This window comes from Mixta mediterraneensis, assembly GCF_014946725.1.
GTDB classification, from domain to species: Bacteria; Pseudomonadota; Gammaproteobacteria; order Enterobacterales; family Enterobacteriaceae; genus Pantoea; species Pantoea mediterraneensis.
This window is the reverse complement of sequence record NZ_JACFXY010000002.1, coordinates 401619-420455: the sequence shown is the minus strand read 5'-3', so window position 1 is coordinate 420455 and position 18837 is coordinate 401619. Positions and strand designations below refer to the sequence as shown.

Sequence of the window (18837 nt, the reverse complement as noted above, 5' to 3'; positions counted from 1 at the left end):
TTTCGTGGCCTAAGAGCGGCTGACAGTTTTACGCGAATCGACGCCGCGCGGCAAGGCAAAAAGCCGGTTAGACCGGCTTTTTAACAAGAGTATAACAAGGTTTTTAGGCAATACGTTGATCGGGCAAAGCCTGGGTCGGTTCCAGCCTGACAGGTACTGATTTCGAGGTTGGCGTACCGCTGTCGTCACCAAAGCTGTTCAGCGGAACCAGCGGGTTGGTTTCAGGATAATAAGCCGCGAGATTACCGCGCGGAATATTGTACGGAACCAGCCTGAAGCCGCTGACACAGCGGGTTATACCATCATTCCACAGCGTTTCAATATCAACCCGCTGCCCCTCACTAAACCCTAGCGCTGCCATGTCATCCGGATTGATAAACACCACTTCACGTTGACCGTAAACGCCGCGATAGCGATCGTCGAGCCCGTAAATAGTGGTGTTATATTGGTCATGCGAGCGCAGGGTTTGCAGAGTAAATGGCACCTCGGTATCCAGGTCTGGAAATAACGAGGTTGGCAGCGAAGCAGCGCTAAACTCCGCTTTTTCCGAAGGCGTGTTAAAACGCAGCTCAGCCGCCGCATTGCCGAGATAGAAGCCGCCTGGCTGGTCGCATTTCTCATTAAAGTTGGCGAAACCGGGAAGAGTGGCAGCAATATGATCGCGGATCAGATTGTAGTCAGCAGCCAGATCCCGCCATTTGACTTTATCGTCACCCAAAACAGCATGGGCAATTCCTGCCACAATCGCGGTTTCTGAGCGCTGCGTCTCTGCCAGAGGAATACCAATACCTTCTGAGGCGTGGACCATGCTGAAGGAGTCCTCGACGGTAATAAACTGGTTTCCTGTCGCCTGTTCATCACGCTCAGTGCGGCCCAGAGTGGGCAGAATTAAACTTTCCTGACCCGGCACCAGATGACTACGGTTCAGTTTGGTACTGATATGCACGGTTAAACCACAACGCGATAATGCCGTTTCGGTACGCGGTGAGTCCGGCGCGGCCGCCGCGAGATTGCCGCCAAGCGCAATCAGCACGTTAACCTCATTGCGTAGCATGGCGTTTAAAGCTTCAACGGTGTTATGGCCGGGCGCCCGCGGAGGCTCAAAACCGAAATGCGTACCCAGCGCATCAAGGAACGCTTTGCCAGGTTTCTCATCGATCCCCATAGTACGGTTGCCCTGTACATTACTGTGACCGCGAACCGGACACAGGCCAGCCCCTTTCTTGCCCAGTTGACCAAACAGCAGCTGCAGGTTAACGATTTCACGCACCGTATCGACCGAATGTTTGTGCTGAGTAATGCCCATGGCCCAGGTACAAATTACTCGGTCGGCGCTTTGGTAGATAGCGGCAGCTTCGCGGATTTGCGCTTCACTCAAACCAGATTGCGCCACGATATGCGCCCAGTCGGTGGTATCTACCGCATCAAGATAAGCGTCCACGCCCTGCGTTTTTGCATTCAGAAAAGCCTGGTCAAACAGCCCGCTTTCACCCGCCGCCAGTCGGGCGCGATGGGTTTCCAGCAGCGTTTTCACCATGCCGCGGATCGCCGCCATATCCCCGCCCAGATTCGGCTGGTAATAGGCCGAGCTGATGGTGCCCGCCATTGATGTGACAATTTCCAGAGGTTTCTGCGGATCGGCAAAACGTTCAAGGCCACGCTCGCGCAGGGTATTAAACGTGACAATTTTTGCCCCGTGATCGGCGGCATGGCGCAAGCTATGCAGCATACGCGGATGATTAGTGCCGGGATTCTGACCAAAGACGAAAATCGCGTCGGCATGATCAAAATCGTCCAGACGAATAGTGCCTTTGCCTACGCCAATACTGCGCTTCAGGCCGGTGCCGCTGGCTTCGTGACACATGTTTGAACAGTCAGGAAAATTATTGGTGCCCAGCAGACGACCAAACAGTTGATACAGCCAGGAGGCTTCATTACTGGCGCGTCCGGAAGTATACAGCTCTATCTGGTCAGGATTATCCATCGCTTTGATGTGACGCGCGATCAGCGCAAAGGCGTCGTCCCAGCTAACAGGTTCGTAGTGATCGCTTTTGGCGTTATAGCGCAGCGGCTGGGTTAAACGTCCTTGATATTCAAGAAAATAATCGCTTTGCGCATACAGCGTGGTCACGCTGTGCTTAGCGAAAAATTCACCATCAACCACACGACGCGTCGCTTCCCAGGTCACGGCTTTTGCCCCGTTCTCACAGAAGCTGAAGGTACTTTTATTGTCATCACCCCATGCACAGCCTGGACAATCAAAACCGCGTGCTTTGTTCATGCGCAGCAGGTTACGCATATTTTTCAGTGCAGCTTTGCTGTCAAAGACGAAACGCGTGGTGGCTTCCAGTGAACCCCAACCGCCCGCAGCCGCGCGGTAAGGTTTGATTTTGCGTTTAAATTTCATAGTGCAGGCTTATATATTGTAGGAAGTTTGTTATTGGGATATGGCTTAATAGTAAAGGGAAGTGTGCAGCTCGCAGGAAAAGTTGTCTAATTGATTGACTTAATGGTGTGATAGTTGCTGTTTATCGTGCATGGGATTCAAATGTGATAGTGGTCAAATTTTACGGGTGATTAACCCGGCGATGACGGGTGAACTTTCAACATCGCGCTAATACTGTTTTTTCACCACAGAAAAGGGCGCGACACCATGAAACAGCTCACCAGCCAGATTCATGCTTTTGGCAAAGCGTTGATGATGCCAATCTCTGTCATTGCCGCTGCGGGGATATTTCTCGGCCTGGCCGCGGCGATGCAGAACCCGGCGATCACCGGCGATGCGTTTGCACAGATGCAGGTGCCACAGTTAATCATTGGCTTTATTCGCAAAGTGGCTGGCGCGCTGTTTGCCAATTTGCCGGTATTTTTTGCAGTTGCCAGCGCCATCGGGTTAGCTAAGGCAGAAAAACCCACCGCCGCTTTTGCTGCGGTGATTGGTTATCTGGCCATGAACGTGGGTATCAATGCCACTCTGGCGGCAAAAGGCCTAACCGCTGCTACCACTACGCCGGACGCGCTACAGCAGGCAGGCATGGATCAAACCACGGCAATGATGACGTCGGCTGAGTATATCGAGATGCTTGGCGTTTTTACGTACAACATGAGCGTTCTCGGCGGGGTGATTGCGGGTCTTTTCACCGTCGCGCTGCACAATCGTTTTTATACCCAACAATTACCGACGGCGATCAGCTTCTTTGGCGGCCGTCGCTTCGTGCCGATTGTGACCGTTGTCTGTCTGCCGTTGATTGGAGTATTACTGGCGCTAATCTGGCCAACAATTGGGGAAGGTATTGCCTGGATCGGGCAGATGATTGGCAAAAGCGGTCAATACGGCGCGTTCTTACTCGGCGCCTTCGAGCGCATCTTAATTCCCACCGGTTTGCACCATATTCTGAATGAAACGGTGCGTTTCACCCCGATTGGCGGCATGGCAACGGTCGATGGACAAAGTATTGTCGGCGCGCTCAATATCTTTAATACCTCATTAACCAATCCAGGCATGATCCCGGATAACACCCTGCGCGCTGCCACACAATTTCTGGCACAAGGCAAGATTCCTGTGATGATGTTTGGTTTACCGGCGGCAGCGCTGGCGATTTATCACACCGCGCGACCGGAACATAAACAGCGCGTCAAAGCGCTGGTGATGGCAGGCGCATTAACTTCGTTTACCACAGGCATCACCGAACCGCTGGAGTTCTGCTTCATCTTCGTCTCACCGGTACTCTATTTATTACATGCTTTTCTGACGGGCCTGTCGTTTATGTTGATGTCGATGCTGCATCTGATGATCGGCAACGTGCAGGGTGGCGCAATCGACTTGATCGTGTTTGGTATTCTCGGCGGCAGCAAAACCCACTGGTGGTGGACACTGGTGCTCGGGGGCCTGTATGCGCCGCTCTATTATTACGCTTTCCGTTTTGTTATTACCCGCATGAACGTCGAAACGCCGGGACGCGAATCCGGGGATGAAAAGCCACAGGCGGTTGCCGCCGATGAACGGACGCAGGTAATCATCAGCGGGTTAGGCGGGCAGGCTAATATTGAGGATGTTGACTGCTGCTTTACCCGCTTACGCGTGCGCGTCAAAGACATGAAAGAAGTAGTCGATCAAACCTTAATGAGCACAGGCGCTAATGGCGTTAATCGCGTCAGTGATAATGATGTGCAGGTAATTTATGGCCCGCAGGTAGAAAAAATTGCCAATGAAGTCAAAACAGCGTTAGGCGTAGCGTAAAGCGAAAAGGTAAACATCGAACATCCTTTATTTATTGTGATGATTAAAATGCCCTGTTTAATAACGGCTGGAAAATTAAGCGCCCGGTAATATTCAGATAAGTCGGAGGGTGAGCTGTTCATGTAGCATATTAATCGCCTTTTCAGGTATGCTGAGTATATTCAGCGCTAAGCGCCCATTGTTTTTCTGAATAAATGCCAGGAGGTCAGATGAATAATGTCATACTGAGTATGCTCGCTAAGATTTCAAAGATGGACGCTCAGGCAAAACAGCTAGCCGCTCGGGTAGAAGCGCAATCGTTAATGATGAGTGCGTTGCTTTTTACCATCGGTCAAAGCGGTGGAATTAATGAACTCATTGGCAGTGTGAATAAAGCAATCAACTCCGTGCGAGTTGATCTAAACGATCCTTGCCAGGCTGAAACAGAATTACTGCTGCAAGAGTTCGAGGATATGGTTAAAGTTTCTCAACTTATTGCCCGCGAGAATGACGTTTTGAATACAGGTGATGCAGGTCCATTTGAAACAAAAACCACTTGATAGTCGCCCCTTCGTTTAGGATTGTACCTTTCCTTAACGCAGGAAAAACAACCGCCTGACAGGCGGTTGTTTTTCACTTTATGCGGCCATTTTTTGACAAGCTTCTGCACAATGCAGACAGGCTTTAGAACATTTCTGGCAATGATCATGCTGATGTTTCCCACACTCTTCACCACATTGCCGACATATATCGGCACAAATCGCGCATAAGTCTTTCGCTGACTGACTATCCAGCGCCATAAATTGCGCGCTCAGGCGACATATATTGGCGCACTGCATATCCAGACGGATACAGTCGCGCATCATTTCCAGATCTTCTTCTTTCAGACAAGAGGCTGCACAGTTATCACAGGCAGCGGCACACAAATAGCAGGCTTCAATACAATTGCGATATTGTTCAGGCATAACGCCTCCTTATTTAGATACTGTTTAAGCCTGGAAGCGACAGTTGCTTTATGCAAATAATTAATGCATTAAAAACTTTTACTGCATATGAATTATGAGTAATAACCAGGCTCAGGCTATTAATAAAAAGGGCTGCAAGCACCGCAGCCCTGAAAGAATGAATTAATGTGCAGGAAGCGCATAGGCCATCAGAGAATCACCCGAGCGGGTACCCAGCCCGCCGTGACCACCGGCGGCGATAACGACATATTGCCGCCCATCTTCCCCCATGTAAGTCATTGGCGTAGCCTGTCCGCCAGCCGGTAAACGGGTGCGCCACAGTTCTCGTCCGCTGGTTTCGTCATACGCGCGCAGGTAATCATCGGCGGTTGCGCCCCTGAAAATCAGCCCGCCTTGCGTAATGACGTTGCCACCCATCATAAAGATACCGGTAGGCAGCGGTGCGTTGGTATGGGTACCAAAAATATTCATGTCGCGCGTGGTGCCAGCCGGACGCTCCCAAATCACTTTGCGACTGGTCAGATCGATAGCGTAAATTTTGCCCCATGGCGGCATGCTACACGGCGCGCCTAATACGCCAAGCCACGGTTTGACTACCGCTGCCCAAGGGGTGCCATATTGCGGACCTACCGCAAACTCTTTTGGTTTTGGATAGGGTTGCCCGCTGGCCCAGCCAGCCCATTTCTGCATCAGCCCTTGCTTGATGGCTTCATCGCTTTTCATCACTTGCATGGTGAAAGGAATATAGCTGGTATTGGCGATCATCACGTTATGGCGTGGATCGACTGACGCACCATACCAGTCCATCACGCCATCAAAGGCGGGGTAAGCAATGGACGTTCCGGCTGCTGGCGGCGTGAAATTGCCTTGATAGCGATAACGATGGAACTGAATGCGGCACAACAGCTGATCAAAAGGCGTCGCGCCCCAGGTCTCGCTGGCTTTTAACACCGGAGGGCCAAGATCCGGCATTCCAACGGAATCCGGTTGGGTGGGCGAAAGACGCTCACCGGGTAGCGAAGGCGATGACGGCACCGGTTTTTCATTTACCTGCGCCAGCGGCTTACCGGTACGGCGATCCAGCATAAAAATCTGTCCCATTTTAGTCGTTTGCACCAGCGCAGGAATAGTGCTGCCATTCGATGAGGGCAAATCTACTAAGGTTGGGCCGATCGGCAAGTCAAAGTCCCAGACCCCTTGATGCACCGTCTGGAAATGCCACTTTTCTTCACCGCTGTGAATATCGAGCGCCACAATCGCGCTGGAATATTTCTCGTCGAAAGGACGTCTGCCGGCACCGTAATAGTCTGGCGTTGCATTGCCTAGCGGGATATAGATCAAACCCAGCTTCGCATCGGCAGTGTAAGTTCCCCAGCCATTTGGGGTTCCGCGCGTATAGGTTTCACCCGGCTTTAATGGCGCATTGGCTGGATTTCTACCCATATCCCATTCCCAGCTCAGTTTACCGGTTTTTTCATCATAAGCACGGATCACGCCCGACGGTTCCCCGGTGGTTTGGTTATCGTAAATCCAGCCTCCTAACACAATGCGTCCATCCATCAACATAGGCTGCGAAGTGATGTAGTGGAAACCAGGTGGCACGTCGCCCATATGGTCGGTCAGGCTGACATAACCATGATCGCCAAAGGACTCACAAGGTTTACCGGTACGGGCATTCAGCGCCACCATGCGCGCATCCGCCGTGGTAGTGATAATTTTTTCCGGGCAGGTAGCGTCACTTTCAACCTGACTCCACGCTACGCCACGACAGGCAAGGTATTCATTGGCCGAGGTGTTTGCTTTCGGTTCAAACTTCCAGCGCTGTTTTCCGCTGGTCGCATCCAATGCAATCACGGCACGGTGGGGCGTACAGATATACAGGCTATTGCCGACTTTGATCGGAGTGACTTCAAAACTGAATTCGCGTCCGGCTTTGTCTTCACCTTTACGCATAACATCACCCGTGTCATAACGCCACGCGGGTTTCAGCTTACTGACGTTTTGCGGCGTGATTTGCGTTAGCGGTGAGAATCGTTGTCCGGCGGCCGTGCGGCCATAATGCTTCCAGTCATTATCATTATCGGGTGTGGCGCTGTTTTGCCCGGTTTGCGTAGCGGGGAAGGGCTGATGATGAACGAAGCGCGCGTCAGTGACCTGCCAGCCGCTATACAGAATGCCAACGATAGCGAGGAGATAAATAAACCCGGCACCCAGAGTTGCACGGCGTTGCGCAGGCACGGCGACAACAGGACGCACCACCCAGGGCATACACAACCAGATGCCAAGGATTGCCAGTGCAAGCAGACGAGGCAGCAGCTGCCAGCCATCTAGTCCCACTTCGGCTAATGACCAAATCACCACGATCAGGAAGGTGAGCAGATAAAGCCAAATGCCAGCCAGCCGCCGAGTATCAGATAAGCCAGTCCAGACAGGCTAACCAGAATACCGCTAAGCGTTGGCCATAAACGAACCCATGTTGATATCACTGTGCGTCCCTCTGTAAATGATTGTCAAACAAGCGTATAAAAAACTGACAATTTGCAGCCGAAAACCGGAAACCCCCGGCTTTTTTGGCAAAATACCCTTGTTTTTCAGATAAAAGAGGTGAGTAATTTATTGTCTCTGAAAATTTCTAAGGACGCTCAGAGCAGGCCAGCTACAGGGACGGTCGAATAAAGCAGAGCAGGATGAAAAAACGCCAGCAGTCTTGCTGTTGGCGCTTATTTAATTCAGGTAACGTTACGCTTCTGATGTTTCGCGCTGAGGCGCTTTGCGCACGGGGGTCTCACCGGCAACAAAGTATTTCGCCGTGCTGCGCGGCAGCGGCTGGCGACCGCGAATGCGGTCAGCAATCTTTTCGCCTATCATAATGGTGGTGGCGTTCAGGTTACCGGTAATGATGAGCGGCATAATTGACGCATCGACCACACGCAGCGCTTCCAGTCCATGAACGCGCCCCTCACCGTCCACTACGGCCATACTGTCGCTGCCCATTTTGCACGTGCCGCATGGATGGTAAGCCGTTTCGCCATGGTTACGCACAAACTCATCCAGTTGTTCATCGGTCTGGCAATCCAGACCCGGACTGATTTCGCGGCCTCGATAGTTATCCAGCGCAGGCTGCTGAATAATTTCACGGGTGATGCGAATCGCATCGCGGAATTCATGCCAGTCCTGTTCAGACGCCATATAGTTGAACAAAATCGACGGATGCTGTCGCGGATCGCGCGATTTTAAACGCACATGGCCGCGACTTGGCGAACGCATCGAGCCCACATGGCACTGAAAACCGTGCGCATCGACCGCGTTCGAACCATTGTAATTAATGGCAACCGGCAGGAAGTGGTACTGGATATTCGGCCAGGCGAACTCTTCACGACTACGAATAAACCCACCCGCTTCGAACTGATTGCTCGCGCCGACACCACTGCCGTTAAACATCCATTCAGCACCGATTTTCGGCTGGTTCCACCATTTTAATGCCGGATAGAGCGAAACCGGTTCTTTACATTCGTACTGCAAGTACATCTCCAGATGGTCCTGCAGATTCTCGCCGACGCCAGGAAGAGCATGCACCAGCGGAATAGCAAACTGCTTCAGCAAATTAGCCGGGCCAACACCTGAACGCTGTAAAATTTGCGGCGAAGCGATGGCACCCGCACATAACAGTATTTCACGGCGCGCATAGGCTTGTTGCGCGGTATGGCTGTCGCCAACCAGATACTCTACGCCTGTGGCACGTTTGCCTTCGAACAGAATACGGTCGGTGGTGGCGTGGGTAATAATCTTCAGGTTAGTACGGCCTTTGGCCTGATCGAGATACCCGCGCGCGGTGCTGGAACGACGGCCCTGGGGCGTCACAGTACGGTCCATTGGACCAAAGCCTTCCTGTTGATAACCGTTCAGGTCATCGGTGCGCGGATAACCTGCCTGGACACCCGCTTCGATCATCGCCTCGAACAATACATTATTCCCGGCTTTCGGCGTCGCGACGCAAACAGGCCCCTCGCCGCCATGATAATCATTCGGTCCGATGTCGCGTGTTTCCGCTTTACGATAGTAGGGCAGGCAATCCAGATAGCTCCACGATTCCAGACCAGGCTCAGCGGCCCAGTTATCAAGATCCAGCGCATTTGCGCGGATATAGCACATGCCGTTAATCAGCGATGAGCCGCCCAGGCCTTTACCGCGTCCACACTCCATACGGCGATTGTTCATATGGGGTTCAGGATCGGTTTCGTATGCCCAGTTATAGCGTTTTCCCTGGAGCGGGTACGCTAACGCCGCAGGCATCTGAGTGCGAAAATCGAAACGATAATCAGGTCCGCCCGCTTCTAACAGGAGAACGTTGACGTCGCTGTCTTCGGTCAGGCGTGTTGCTAAAACATTCCCTGCGGATCCGGCTCCGATAATGATGTAATCAAATTCCATTCGTCGTTCCTCAGGTTAAAAAATTAAAATACAGACTGAAAACGCGTGAGTTCGACTTGCACCGATTTTAGCTGGGTATAGTTTTGCAGCGTTATCAGGCCATTTTCACGACCAACGCCGGAATGCTTGTAGCCGCCGACCGGCATCTCGGCAGCCGATTCACCCCAGGTATTGATCCAGCAGATACCCGCTTCAATTTGATGAATAACCCGATGCGCGCGGTTCAGGTCTTGCGTGACAACACCCGCAGCCAGACCAAACTCGGTGGCATTGGCGCGGCGGATCACCTCTTCTTCATCGTTATAAGTCAGAATGGACATCACCGGACCAAAGATCTCTTCACGCACAATTTTCATCTGGTCATGACAATCAGTGAACACGGTTGGGGCAACCCAGGCACCATTATCAAAACCCGGACCGGTTAAACGCTTACCGCCGCACAGCACGCGTGCGCCTTCAGCAATACCGGATTCGATATAGCGCATTACATTATCGCGATGGGCAAAACTGACCAGCGGGCCAAAGTTAGTTTCCGGCTGACGCAGATCGCCAGGGCGAATCCGTGCCACCCGTTCAGCAATTTTCGCTTCGAAAGCGGCTTTCAGCGGAGTAGGGATAAACACGCGGGTGCCGTTGGTGCATACCTGACCAGAACTGTAAAAATTGGCCATCATGGCGATGTCGGCCGCCAAATCGAGATCGGCATCATCAAATATGATCAGGGGAGACTTACCGCCCAGCTCCATGGTGACCTCTTTCAGCGTGGAGCCTGCCGCGTTCGCCATCACTTTTTTACCGCTGGCAACGCCGCCGGTAAACGACACTTTGTCGATTCCTGGATGTTCGGTCAGTAGCTGACCGGTTACCGGACCGGTGCCAGGCAGCACGTTGAATACACCATCGGGCAGGCCCGCTTCGGTATAGATCTCTGCCAGTTTTAATGCGGTCAAAGGCGTGACTTCGCTGGGTTTGAAAATCATGGCATTGCCTGCTGCCAGAGCCGGTGCCGATTTCCATAAAGCGATCTGGATGGGATAATTCCATGCGCCAATGCCCGCTACCACACCTAACGGTTCACGGCGGGTATAAACGAAAGAGGTCGCGCGCAGCGGAATCTGCTGGCCTTCCAGAGAAGGGACCAGGCCCGCATAATACTCCAGCACGTCGGCGCCGGTCACAATATCAACGCTCGCGGTTTCGCTGTAGGGCTTGCCGGTATCAAGCATTTCCAGTTCGGCCAGTTCATCATTTCGCTCACGCAGAATATCAACGGCACGACGCAGGATGCGTGAACGTGCCATTGGCGTCATCGCCGCCCAGACTTTCTGTCCTTTTTGGGCAGCAACAACTGCGCGATCTACGTCAGCCGGTCCGGCCTGATGTACTTCAGCCAGCACTTCGCCGTTGGCCGGGTTAATAGTCTGGAAGGTCTCGCCTTCAGCCGCGGCAACACAGGCGCCATCGATATACAATTTTTGCTCGGCGAATGGAAACATCTCTTCTCCTTCCTTTATTCGTGCTCGCCAGCCAGCTGCTGACGGATAAATTGTGTTGTTAACGCGCTGGCGTCATCAGGATTAAAAGGCTTACCGCTTAATGCGATACGCAGCCATAAGCCGTCGATCAATGCGGCTAATCCATAAGCTGCCAGGCGCGCCTTTTCGCGCGGCATCTCGCGGCGAAACTCCGCTGCCAGCGTAGAAAATAAACGACGGCTGCTGACGCGTTCGAGGCGATTGAGCTGAGGTTGGTGCATGCTGCGGGACCAGAAATCCAGCCAGGCCTTCATGGCCGCGTTATGCACCTGCGTTTCATCGAAATTGCCTTCGACGATAGCGCACAGGCGTGCTTCGGTGGAGCTGTGGGTCAGAGGCCTGAGCCTGGCGGCAACCGCATCGCGCAACTGGCGCGTGACATCACGCATCGTCGCTTCTAACAAGCCATTTTTATCATTGAAATAGTGGCTGATGATCCCTGTCGATACGCCTGCACGGCGTGCAATCTGGGCGATCGTTGCATCATTAATGCCGACTTCATTAATGGTGCTCAGCGTCGCATCAATCAGCTGCCGACGTCTTATCGGCTGCATTCCCACCTTCGGCATAGTTCCAGCTCCACCTTCAATTCGAACCACTATTAAAACTTTTTTTGATTGCACGTTCAATATAAAAAGAATTTTGTTAGGATGCAGTGAGTTAGTTGTTACATAAACACAGCGGTGGGGCAGGCAACACGCTTTCAATCGCGATTCAATAATCTGGACAGACATGGGAAGGAAGCCGATCAGAAATTTGCTGATCGTAAAAAGCGACTTATTGATTTTTTGCAGTAAATTAACCAGAGGTAAACGATGATTAATCCACCTGCCAGTGAAAAAGACAGAATCAATCCCGTTGTGTTTTACACATCAGCCGGACTGATTCTGACATTTTCACTGGTTACAATCCTGTATAGCGATTTAGCCGCAGGCTGGATCCTGGACGCGGTAAACTGGGTCTCCGCTAAATTTGGCTGGTATTACATGCTGGCCGCTACCGTATATATCGTGTTTGTTCTTTATATGGCCTGCTCGCGTTTTGGTGCAATCAAGCTTGGCCCGGAACAGTCGAAACCCGAATTTAGTATGCTGAGTTGGTCGGCAATGTTATTTGCGGCCGGTATCGGTATCGATCTGATGTTCTTCTCGGTCGCTGAGCCGGTTGCACAATATATGCAGCCACCAGAAGGGGCCGGGCAAACCCTGCAAGCGGCCCGTCAGGCAATGGTCTGGACGCTGTTCCACTACGGCTTAACGGGCTGGTCGATGTATGCGCTGATGGGCATCGCGCTGGGCTATTTCAGCTACCGTTACAACCTGCCTTTGACCAATCGCTCTGCGCTGTACCCGATTTTCGGCAAACGCATTAACGGCCCAATTGGACACTCGGTAGATATTGCTGCGGTGGTCGGCACTATCTTTGGTATCGCCACCACCCTGGGCATTGGCGTGGTGCAGTTAAATTACGGTCTGAAAGTGCTGTTTGACGTTCCAGAGGGCCTGACAGCACAAACGGCGCTGATTATCTTGTCGGTTGTGATTGCGACGATTTCAGTCACCTCTGGCGTCGATAAAGGCATTCGTATCCTTTCAGAACTTAACGTCGCGCTGGCGCTTGGCCTGATTCTGTTTGTCCTGTTTATGGGCAAGACTGAGTTCCTGCTTGATGCGCTGGTGCTGAACGTGGGCGATTATATTCATCGCTTTATGGGCATGACGTTGAACACCTTTGCCTTTGATCGCCCAACCGAATGGATGAACAGCTGGACGCTCTTCTTCTGGGCGTGGTGGGTTGCCTGGTCGCCGTTTGTCGGCTTGTTTCTGGCACGTATTTCACGTGGACGTACCATTCGCGAGTTCGTTGTCGGCACGCTGATTATCCCGTTCACCTTTACGCTGCTGTGGCTGTCGGTATTTGGTAATGCTGCGTTATATGCAATCATCCACGGCAATGCCGGTTTTGCTCAGGAAGTGATGGGTCATGCGGAGCGTGGCTTCTACAGCCTGCTGGCGCAGTACCCCGCCTTTAAATTGAGCGCATCGGTGGCAACCATTACCGGGCTGCTGTTTTATGTCACCTCAGCCGATTCCGGCTCGCTGGTGCTGGCTAACTTCACCTCGAAGCTCAAAGACATCAACAGCGATGCACCAAACTGGTTGCGTATCTTCTGGTCAGTCGCCATCGGCGTATTAACCCTGAGCATGTTGATGACCAACGGCATCTCCGCGCTCCAATACACCACGGTCATCATGGGTCTGCCATTCAGCTTTGTGATTTTCTTTGTGATGGCGGGGCTGTATAAGTCAATGAAAATTGAAGATTACCGGCGCGCCAGCGCAACGCGTGAAACCGCATCGTATCTGATCGCCGCTAATGATCGTCTGAGCTGGAAAAAACGCCTGTCGCGCCTGATGAACTATCCCGGCACCCGTTATACCCAGCAGATGATGGAAACGGTGGTATTCCCGGCAATGCAGGACGTGGCGAAAGAATTAGCGTTGCGAGGCGGTAAAGTGGCGCTGGATAACATGCCAGCCGAAGAGGGCAGCGCAATTGGTTATCTTGATCTGCGCGTTAATCTGGGTGAAGAGCAGGACTTCGTTTATCAGGTCTGGCCGCAACAGTACTCCGTTCCAGGCTTTACCTATCGCGCGCGTAGCGGTAAATCAACGTACTATCGACTGGAGACCTTCTTACTGGAAGGCAGCCAGGGCAACGATTTGATGGATTACAGTAAAGAGCAGGTGATTATTGATATTCTCGATCAATACGAACGCCACCTGAACTTTATCCATCTGCACCGCGAAGCGCCGGGAAATAGTATCACTTTTCCTAACTTCTGATTAGTAACACCAAGGCCGGCGAGACTGTTCCGGTCTTTGCTTTCAGCTAGCCGATTCTCCGAAACGGGAAAAAATTGTCTATCTTTAAGGATTTAGACCTGATGCCTTTCTGCTATTGACAGGGAGTCGTATGAAAAAAATCTTTAGCACCTTTCTGCCCCTCTACGCCACCACCTTGCTGATGCTGCTGGGTTCCGGCCTTTTGACTACTTACGTCTCCCTTCGCCTGGCACATGAACAGGTCAATGGCGCGTTAATCGGCACCATTACTGCCGCGAACTATGTTGGCTTAGTGATTGGCGGTAAAGTTGGCCATAATTTAATCGCCCGCGTTGGGCATATTCGTGCTTATGTTTCCTGCGCCGGTATTATCACCGCCTCCGTTATCGGTCATGGCTTAACAGACATCATTCCACTTTGGGTATTTCTGCGCTTAATCATCGGATTGTGCATGATGTGCCAGTATATGGTGCTGGAAAGCTGGCTGAACGATCAGGCGGAGTCATCCCAGCGCGGCGTGATTTTCGGCTTCTATATGGTGGCGACTTATTTAGGTTTGAGCGGTGGTCAGGTGCTGTTGACGCTACAAAGCGGTTTTGGCGTGAGTTCTCTGCTGATCGTAGCGCTGTGTTTTGCCCTGTGTCTGGTGCCGATTGCCCTTACCACACGCACAAACGTACAGGCGATGTCGCCCGCACCGATGGAGCTGGGCTATTTTATTCGCACTATCCCTAAGCTCTTAAGCACCATCCTGATCACCGGCATGGCCGTCGGCGCGTTTTACGGATTAGCGCCGGTATACGCGAGCAGTAAAGGCTTTTCCACCGGCCAGACCGGGTTGTTTATGAGCCTGACTATCTTTGCCGGATTGGTTTCGCAGTTTCCGCTGAGCTGGCTTTCTGACCGCTACGATCGCCAGCGCCTGCTGTTCTTTATTTCCGCGCTGTTTGCCATGACGGCGCTGCCGCTGGTGTTATTGCCGCATTTGACATTTGGCTGGCTGCTGGGCACCGCGTTTTTCGTCAGTATGATGCAGTTCTCGCTTTATCCGTTGCAGGTGGCGCTGGCAAATGATCAGGTAGCAGCAGAACGCCGCGTTTCCCTCACCGCTTGTTTGCTGATGGCGTTTGGTATCGGAGCCAGTATCGGGCCGCTGGCGGTTGGCGCCTTGATGCAGCCACTTGGCAGCAATATGCTGTACCTGTGTTTTATACTGTGCGCGCTCCTGATTGCTCTGCTTAGTTACACCGTAAAACAGGTTCCCATGCCTACCACTGAAGTGCCTTTGCCTCACGTTGTTTTGCCCGACAGCCTGGCGACGTCACCTTTAGGTGCGGCCCTGAATCCAACGCTTGAAGAAGAAGTGATCCAGGCAACAATGGTCAGTAACAAGGATGAAGAAAAGCAAGAGCAGGAACCAGAAGAGGAACGCCGACCTGAATGATGAGTTTACATTGACATCCGCAGCGCTGACCATGACATTAACGCGGCATAAAATATAAAAGCGGCGGGACTCGCCGTGTTAGCGTGTGGAGAGCCTGTAGATCCTAAACCGATTAACGCGGCTTAGGTTTGGCTCAGCGAAACAAGAATCCCCTTCCTTTCGGAAGGGGAGTGTTAATTAGTACATAATTATATTTATACTCATAGAAATCCTTGTTATCCCATTGATAGGTAACGAAAATAGACATAAAACAATTGATTTATCTTTGTAACCTGGAGCGCGAGCGCCACTTTGGCCGTGCCGCCGAAGCCAGTTTTGTTACGCAACCTACATTATCGATGCGGCTCAAGAATCTTGAGCGCGAACTCGGATTGTCTTTGATTAACCGCAGCAACAATTTTGCCGGTTTTACGCCAGAAGGCGATCGCGTTTTAGCCTGGGCGCGGGAAATCGTCTCGGTTTATCAGGGGTTAAAGCTGGAAGTGGAATCGCTGAAACACGGCGTCAATGGTACTTTGCGTCTTGGTGTAGTGCCACAATGTAGCGTCGCCTTGCCACAATTGCTGAAGGCGGTAGAGGCGCGTTATCCCCAGTTGAATTACCGCATTGCAGTGTTAAGTGCCGATCAGCTACTGGAGGCGCTAAACAGTCATACGGTTGATGTCGGCATCGGTTTTTTTGAAATGGCGACACTGCGTGAGCTGCATTTTCAGGCCGCGCTACTCGCCGATCGCGGCGTTGAAATCATTTTCCATCCTGAATATTTCCAGGATTTAGCGCAATATGATGTGATCGAACTGGCAACGCTGGCGCAGCAACCGCTGTGTCTGGCCGAGCCGACGCGCTATTTCCGTCGCTATCTGGATACGATGTTTCGCGAAGCGAGTGTAACCCCGCGTGTGATTGTTGAAAGCGCATCGATTATGCAGCTACTACAGTGCACACAAGTGGGCTTAGGCGTACTGATTTCGCCAAAAGGGCACCTGCTCCCCGAATCGTTGCACGATTTAGCGCAACGTCCAGTCAACATCACAAAAATGACGCGCGAAGCGGCATTGGTTATTGCCGAACCGGGGCGCGCCACGCCACTGGCTCAGCATTTCTTTGATGCGGCACGTGGACATTTGGCTTAACGCGCCTCGCCCAGGGCGTAATACAGGCGGCTGTTCCAGTTACTTAGCGCAACCGACTGAATGAGCGCAAATAACGTCTCCATTTTCCATCCGCGATTCATTAACGGCTGCAACTGTGCGGCACTAAAACGCTCTGGCACGCGCGTTAACTGGGCCGCCAGCGTAACAATTTGTCGCTGTTCTTCATCTGACACGGCTTCATCGACCGAAGCGATAAGCGCCTCTGCTTGAGGAAAATGCTGGAATGCCCAGCGGCTGCCGAGAATACGTGCACAGGCGGCTTGCGCCAGCTGGTTGAACTGCTGGGTTTCTAATCGCTGGCGTAATATTATCCAGCCGTACAGCGCTGCCGGATCGTGGGCCAGCAGCCATTTCGCCTCGGTCAATTCGTGGTATGGCTGGCAGAGGGTAATGGCCGCAAGCTGTTCGGCGCTGGCATAACGTAACTCCAGCGGTTTGAGCGTCGGTTGCCAGCGCTGTGCCTGCCCGAATCCTGCACTGCCTGCATCGGGCGGTAGGGGAATACCCGGTAACCAACGAACCGGGGAACCATGTAATGCATGCAATCCCGCTACCACGCGCGCTTGATAGCAGACAAAGCCGATCAGTTGATTCAGCGTGACGATGTCTGGCTCGCTCAACCCGACCACATCAAGGGCAGTGATAGACGCCGCGTTGATCAACTCAGGCTGCATTGCCAGCTGGCGGGCATATTGGGTGATCTGCGTCAGGCGATTATTGCTTTCACGCGAGGAGTCAGGCCCCGGCAGCGGATTCAACCGGGCGGAATAGTGGTTACACAGGCGCTGCACACCGGCCACCTGGGCAACGGTAAGCGCGGTGCTGAGGCGATCATACAAGGTCAGCGTGTGGGATAATGTTGGCGTAAGGCTGGCGGGAAATAACACCTGGCTGAGATCGCGCGCCGCCAGTAGCGCGGGCTGATTAACATGCAACAATGATTGCAACGCGTGAGCTTCCTGCTGTAAACCCAGCAGGAAACGATCGTTAATGTGGGCTGCTTCAGGAACCAGCGGCGCCGCTTGTGAGGTGCGTGGGCTGGTCTGACTCTCGTAAAACCAGTGATTATGGCCAGGGTAGCGGCGTTGTTCCATGGTCAATCCTTTTGCAAATTCTGGCACGCCTGCACGAGGAAAATCTGAAAACGTGCCAGGCGTCGAGGGGCTAACTTATCGTCGCCGAACGGGACGTCAGGACAAAAGAATGATCGGTGATAAATAATAGCGTTTGAATATAACGGCAGGAAAACAGGGGCAGGCCAGAAATAACCACAGAGGAAACAAGGGCGAGACAGGCTCGCCCTGAAGAACTTATTTGAGTTCCAGCTCGTTCATAGCCGCGATGCTGAAGCCACCATCTACGTGAACAATTTCACCGGTAATGCCGCCAGCCAAATCAGAGCACAGGAATGCTGCTGAGTTGCCGACGTCTTCAATGGTTACGGTACGACGAATTGGGGTAACCGCTTCGCAGTGTGCCAGCATTTTACGGAAGTCTTTGATGCCTGAAGCTGCCAGAGTACGGATTGGGCCAGCAGAAACGGCATTGACGCGGACGCCTTCTGGTCCCATCGCGTTCGCCATATAGCGCACGTTCGCTTCCAGTGACGCTTTCGCCAGGCCCATTACGTTATAGTTAGGGATAGCACGCTCAGCACCCAGATAAGAGAGGGTCAGCAACGCAGCATTTGGGTTCAGCATCTCGCGACACTCTTTCGCCATCGCAACAAAGCTGTAGGCGCTGATATCGTGAGCGATTTTGAACCCTTCGCGGGTTACGGCATTCACATAGTCGCCATCCAGCTGATCGCCTGATGCGAAGCCAATTGAGTGAACGAAACCGTCAAATTTCGGCCAGGTTTTTGCCAGTTCAGTGAACAGTGATTTGATGCTTTCGTCTTCTGCAACGTCACACGGCAGAACGATGTCGGAACCCAAATCTTTAGCAAACTCTTCCACACGACCTTTCAGTTTGTCGTTTTGGTAAGTGAAAGCCAGTTCTGCGCCCTGCTTGTGCATCGCCTGTGCAATACCGTAGGCGATGGAGAGTTTACTGGCAACGCCAGTAATCAGAATGCGCTTACCGGAAAGAAAACCCATAGCTGTAATCCTTATGGTCATTGTTGTTGGCGGTCGCATTGATTAAAAAGTGAGCGACCGACGTTAATCGACGTGCGGATTCTAGCACGTCTCATGGAGATCGGGTAAATCGACCCGTCAATTCCGCGATATGCGGTAAAAATC

14 protein-coding genes are annotated in these 18837 nt (G+C 52.4%); 5 read left to right on the top strand and 9 right to left on the bottom strand.

The annotated features are described in order from the left end of the window. Window positions 1-103: 103 nt before the first annotated feature. Complete coding sequence (locus tag H2P46_RS06255) at window positions 104-2407, bottom strand: FdhF/YdeP family oxidoreductase (RefSeq protein ID WP_193404305.1); 2304 nt, start codon at window positions 2405-2407, stop codon at window positions 104-106. A 246-nt stretch (window positions 2408-2653) separates the two neighbouring features. Here H2P46_RS06255 and H2P46_RS06250 point away from each other — a divergent pair, with 246 nt between their 5' ends. Together H2P46_RS06250 and iraP are read left to right on the top strand one after the other, a co-directional pair. Beyond that, entirely contained in the window at window positions 2654-4240 is a 1587-nt protein-coding gene (locus tag H2P46_RS06250) for a PTS transporter subunit EIIC (protein WP_193404304.1), read from the top strand. A gap of 209 nt (window positions 4241-4449) precedes the next feature. Then, window positions 4450-4779: an anti-adapter protein IraP gene (gene iraP, locus H2P46_RS06245; protein WP_193404303.1), complete on the top strand. Its 330-nt coding sequence runs from the start codon at window positions 4450-4452 to the stop codon at window positions 4777-4779. Between the two features lie 78 nt (window positions 4780-4857). On the opposite strand, the gene H2P46_RS06240 is transcribed toward iraP, so the two are convergent. The 6 genes from H2P46_RS06240 to betI all read right to left on the bottom strand — a co-directional run bounded on the left by H2P46_RS06240 (window position 4858) and on the right by betI (window position 11719). Further along, a complete protein-coding gene (locus H2P46_RS06240; protein WP_193404302.1) occupies window positions 4858-5184 on the bottom strand; it encodes a four-helix bundle copper-binding protein in 327 nt (108 codons plus the stop codon). Window positions 5185-5346: 162 nt separating this feature from the next. Continuing rightward, the gene (locus tag H2P46_RS06235) at window positions 5347-7542 is read right to left on the bottom strand and encodes a membrane-bound PQQ-dependent dehydrogenase, glucose/quinate/shikimate family (RefSeq protein ID WP_338103632.1); all 2196 of its coding nucleotides are present in this window, start codon (window positions 7540-7542) and stop codon (window positions 5347-5349) included. A gap of 5 nt (window positions 7543-7547) precedes the next feature. Then, on the bottom strand, window positions 7548-7670 hold the full coding sequence (locus H2P46_RS23250) for a hypothetical protein (protein ID WP_275092420.1): 123 nt from the start codon (window positions 7668-7670) through the stop codon (window positions 7548-7550). A 253-nt stretch (window positions 7671-7923) separates the two neighbouring features. Further along, entirely contained in the window at window positions 7924-9615 is a 1692-nt protein-coding gene (gene betA / locus H2P46_RS06230; RefSeq protein WP_193404301.1) for a choline dehydrogenase, read from the bottom strand. A gap of 23 nt (window positions 9616-9638) precedes the next feature. Beyond that, the gene (gene betB / locus H2P46_RS06225; RefSeq protein ID WP_193404300.1) at window positions 9639-11111 is read right to left on the bottom strand and encodes a betaine-aldehyde dehydrogenase; all 1473 of its coding nucleotides are present in this window, start codon (window positions 11109-11111) and stop codon (window positions 9639-9641) included. A gap of 14 nt (window positions 11112-11125) precedes the next feature. After that, entirely contained in the window at window positions 11126-11719 is a 594-nt protein-coding gene (betI, locus tag H2P46_RS06220) for a transcriptional regulator BetI (RefSeq protein WP_193404299.1), read from the bottom strand. Window positions 11720-11965: 246 nt separating this feature from the next. Between betI and H2P46_RS06215 the strand changes: the two genes are divergently transcribed. The 3 genes from H2P46_RS06215 to H2P46_RS06205 all read left to right on the top strand — a co-directional run bounded on the left by H2P46_RS06215 (window position 11966) and on the right by H2P46_RS06205 (window position 16573). Continuing rightward, window positions 11966-13996 carry a choline transporter gene (locus H2P46_RS06215; protein ID WP_193404298.1) on the top strand — a complete coding sequence of 677 codons (2031 nt, stop codon included), beginning with the start codon at window positions 11966-11968 and terminating at the stop codon, window positions 13994-13996. 130 nt (window positions 13997-14126) lie between these two features. Beyond that, entirely contained in the window at window positions 14127-15440 is a 1314-nt protein-coding gene (locus tag H2P46_RS06210) for an MFS transporter (protein WP_193404297.1), read from the top strand. A 239-nt stretch (window positions 15441-15679) separates the two neighbouring features. Next, window positions 15680-16573 carry a LysR substrate-binding domain-containing protein gene (locus tag H2P46_RS06205; RefSeq protein ID WP_193404372.1) on the top strand — a complete coding sequence of 298 codons (894 nt, stop codon included), beginning with the start codon at window positions 15680-15682 and terminating at the stop codon, window positions 16571-16573. On the opposite strand, the gene H2P46_RS06200 is transcribed toward H2P46_RS06205, so the two are convergent. Continuing rightward, window positions 16570-17688 carry a CMD domain-containing protein gene (locus H2P46_RS06200; RefSeq protein ID WP_193404296.1) on the bottom strand — a complete coding sequence of 373 codons (1119 nt, stop codon included), beginning with the start codon at window positions 17686-17688 and terminating at the stop codon, window positions 16570-16572. The genes H2P46_RS06205 and H2P46_RS06200 overlap by 4 nt on opposite strands. Window positions 17689-17904: 216 nt before the next feature. Continuing rightward, entirely contained in the window at window positions 17905-18693 is a 789-nt protein-coding gene (gene fabI / locus H2P46_RS06195; protein ID WP_193404295.1) for an enoyl-ACP reductase FabI, read from the bottom strand. Between the last annotated feature and the right edge of the window lie 144 nt (window positions 18694-18837).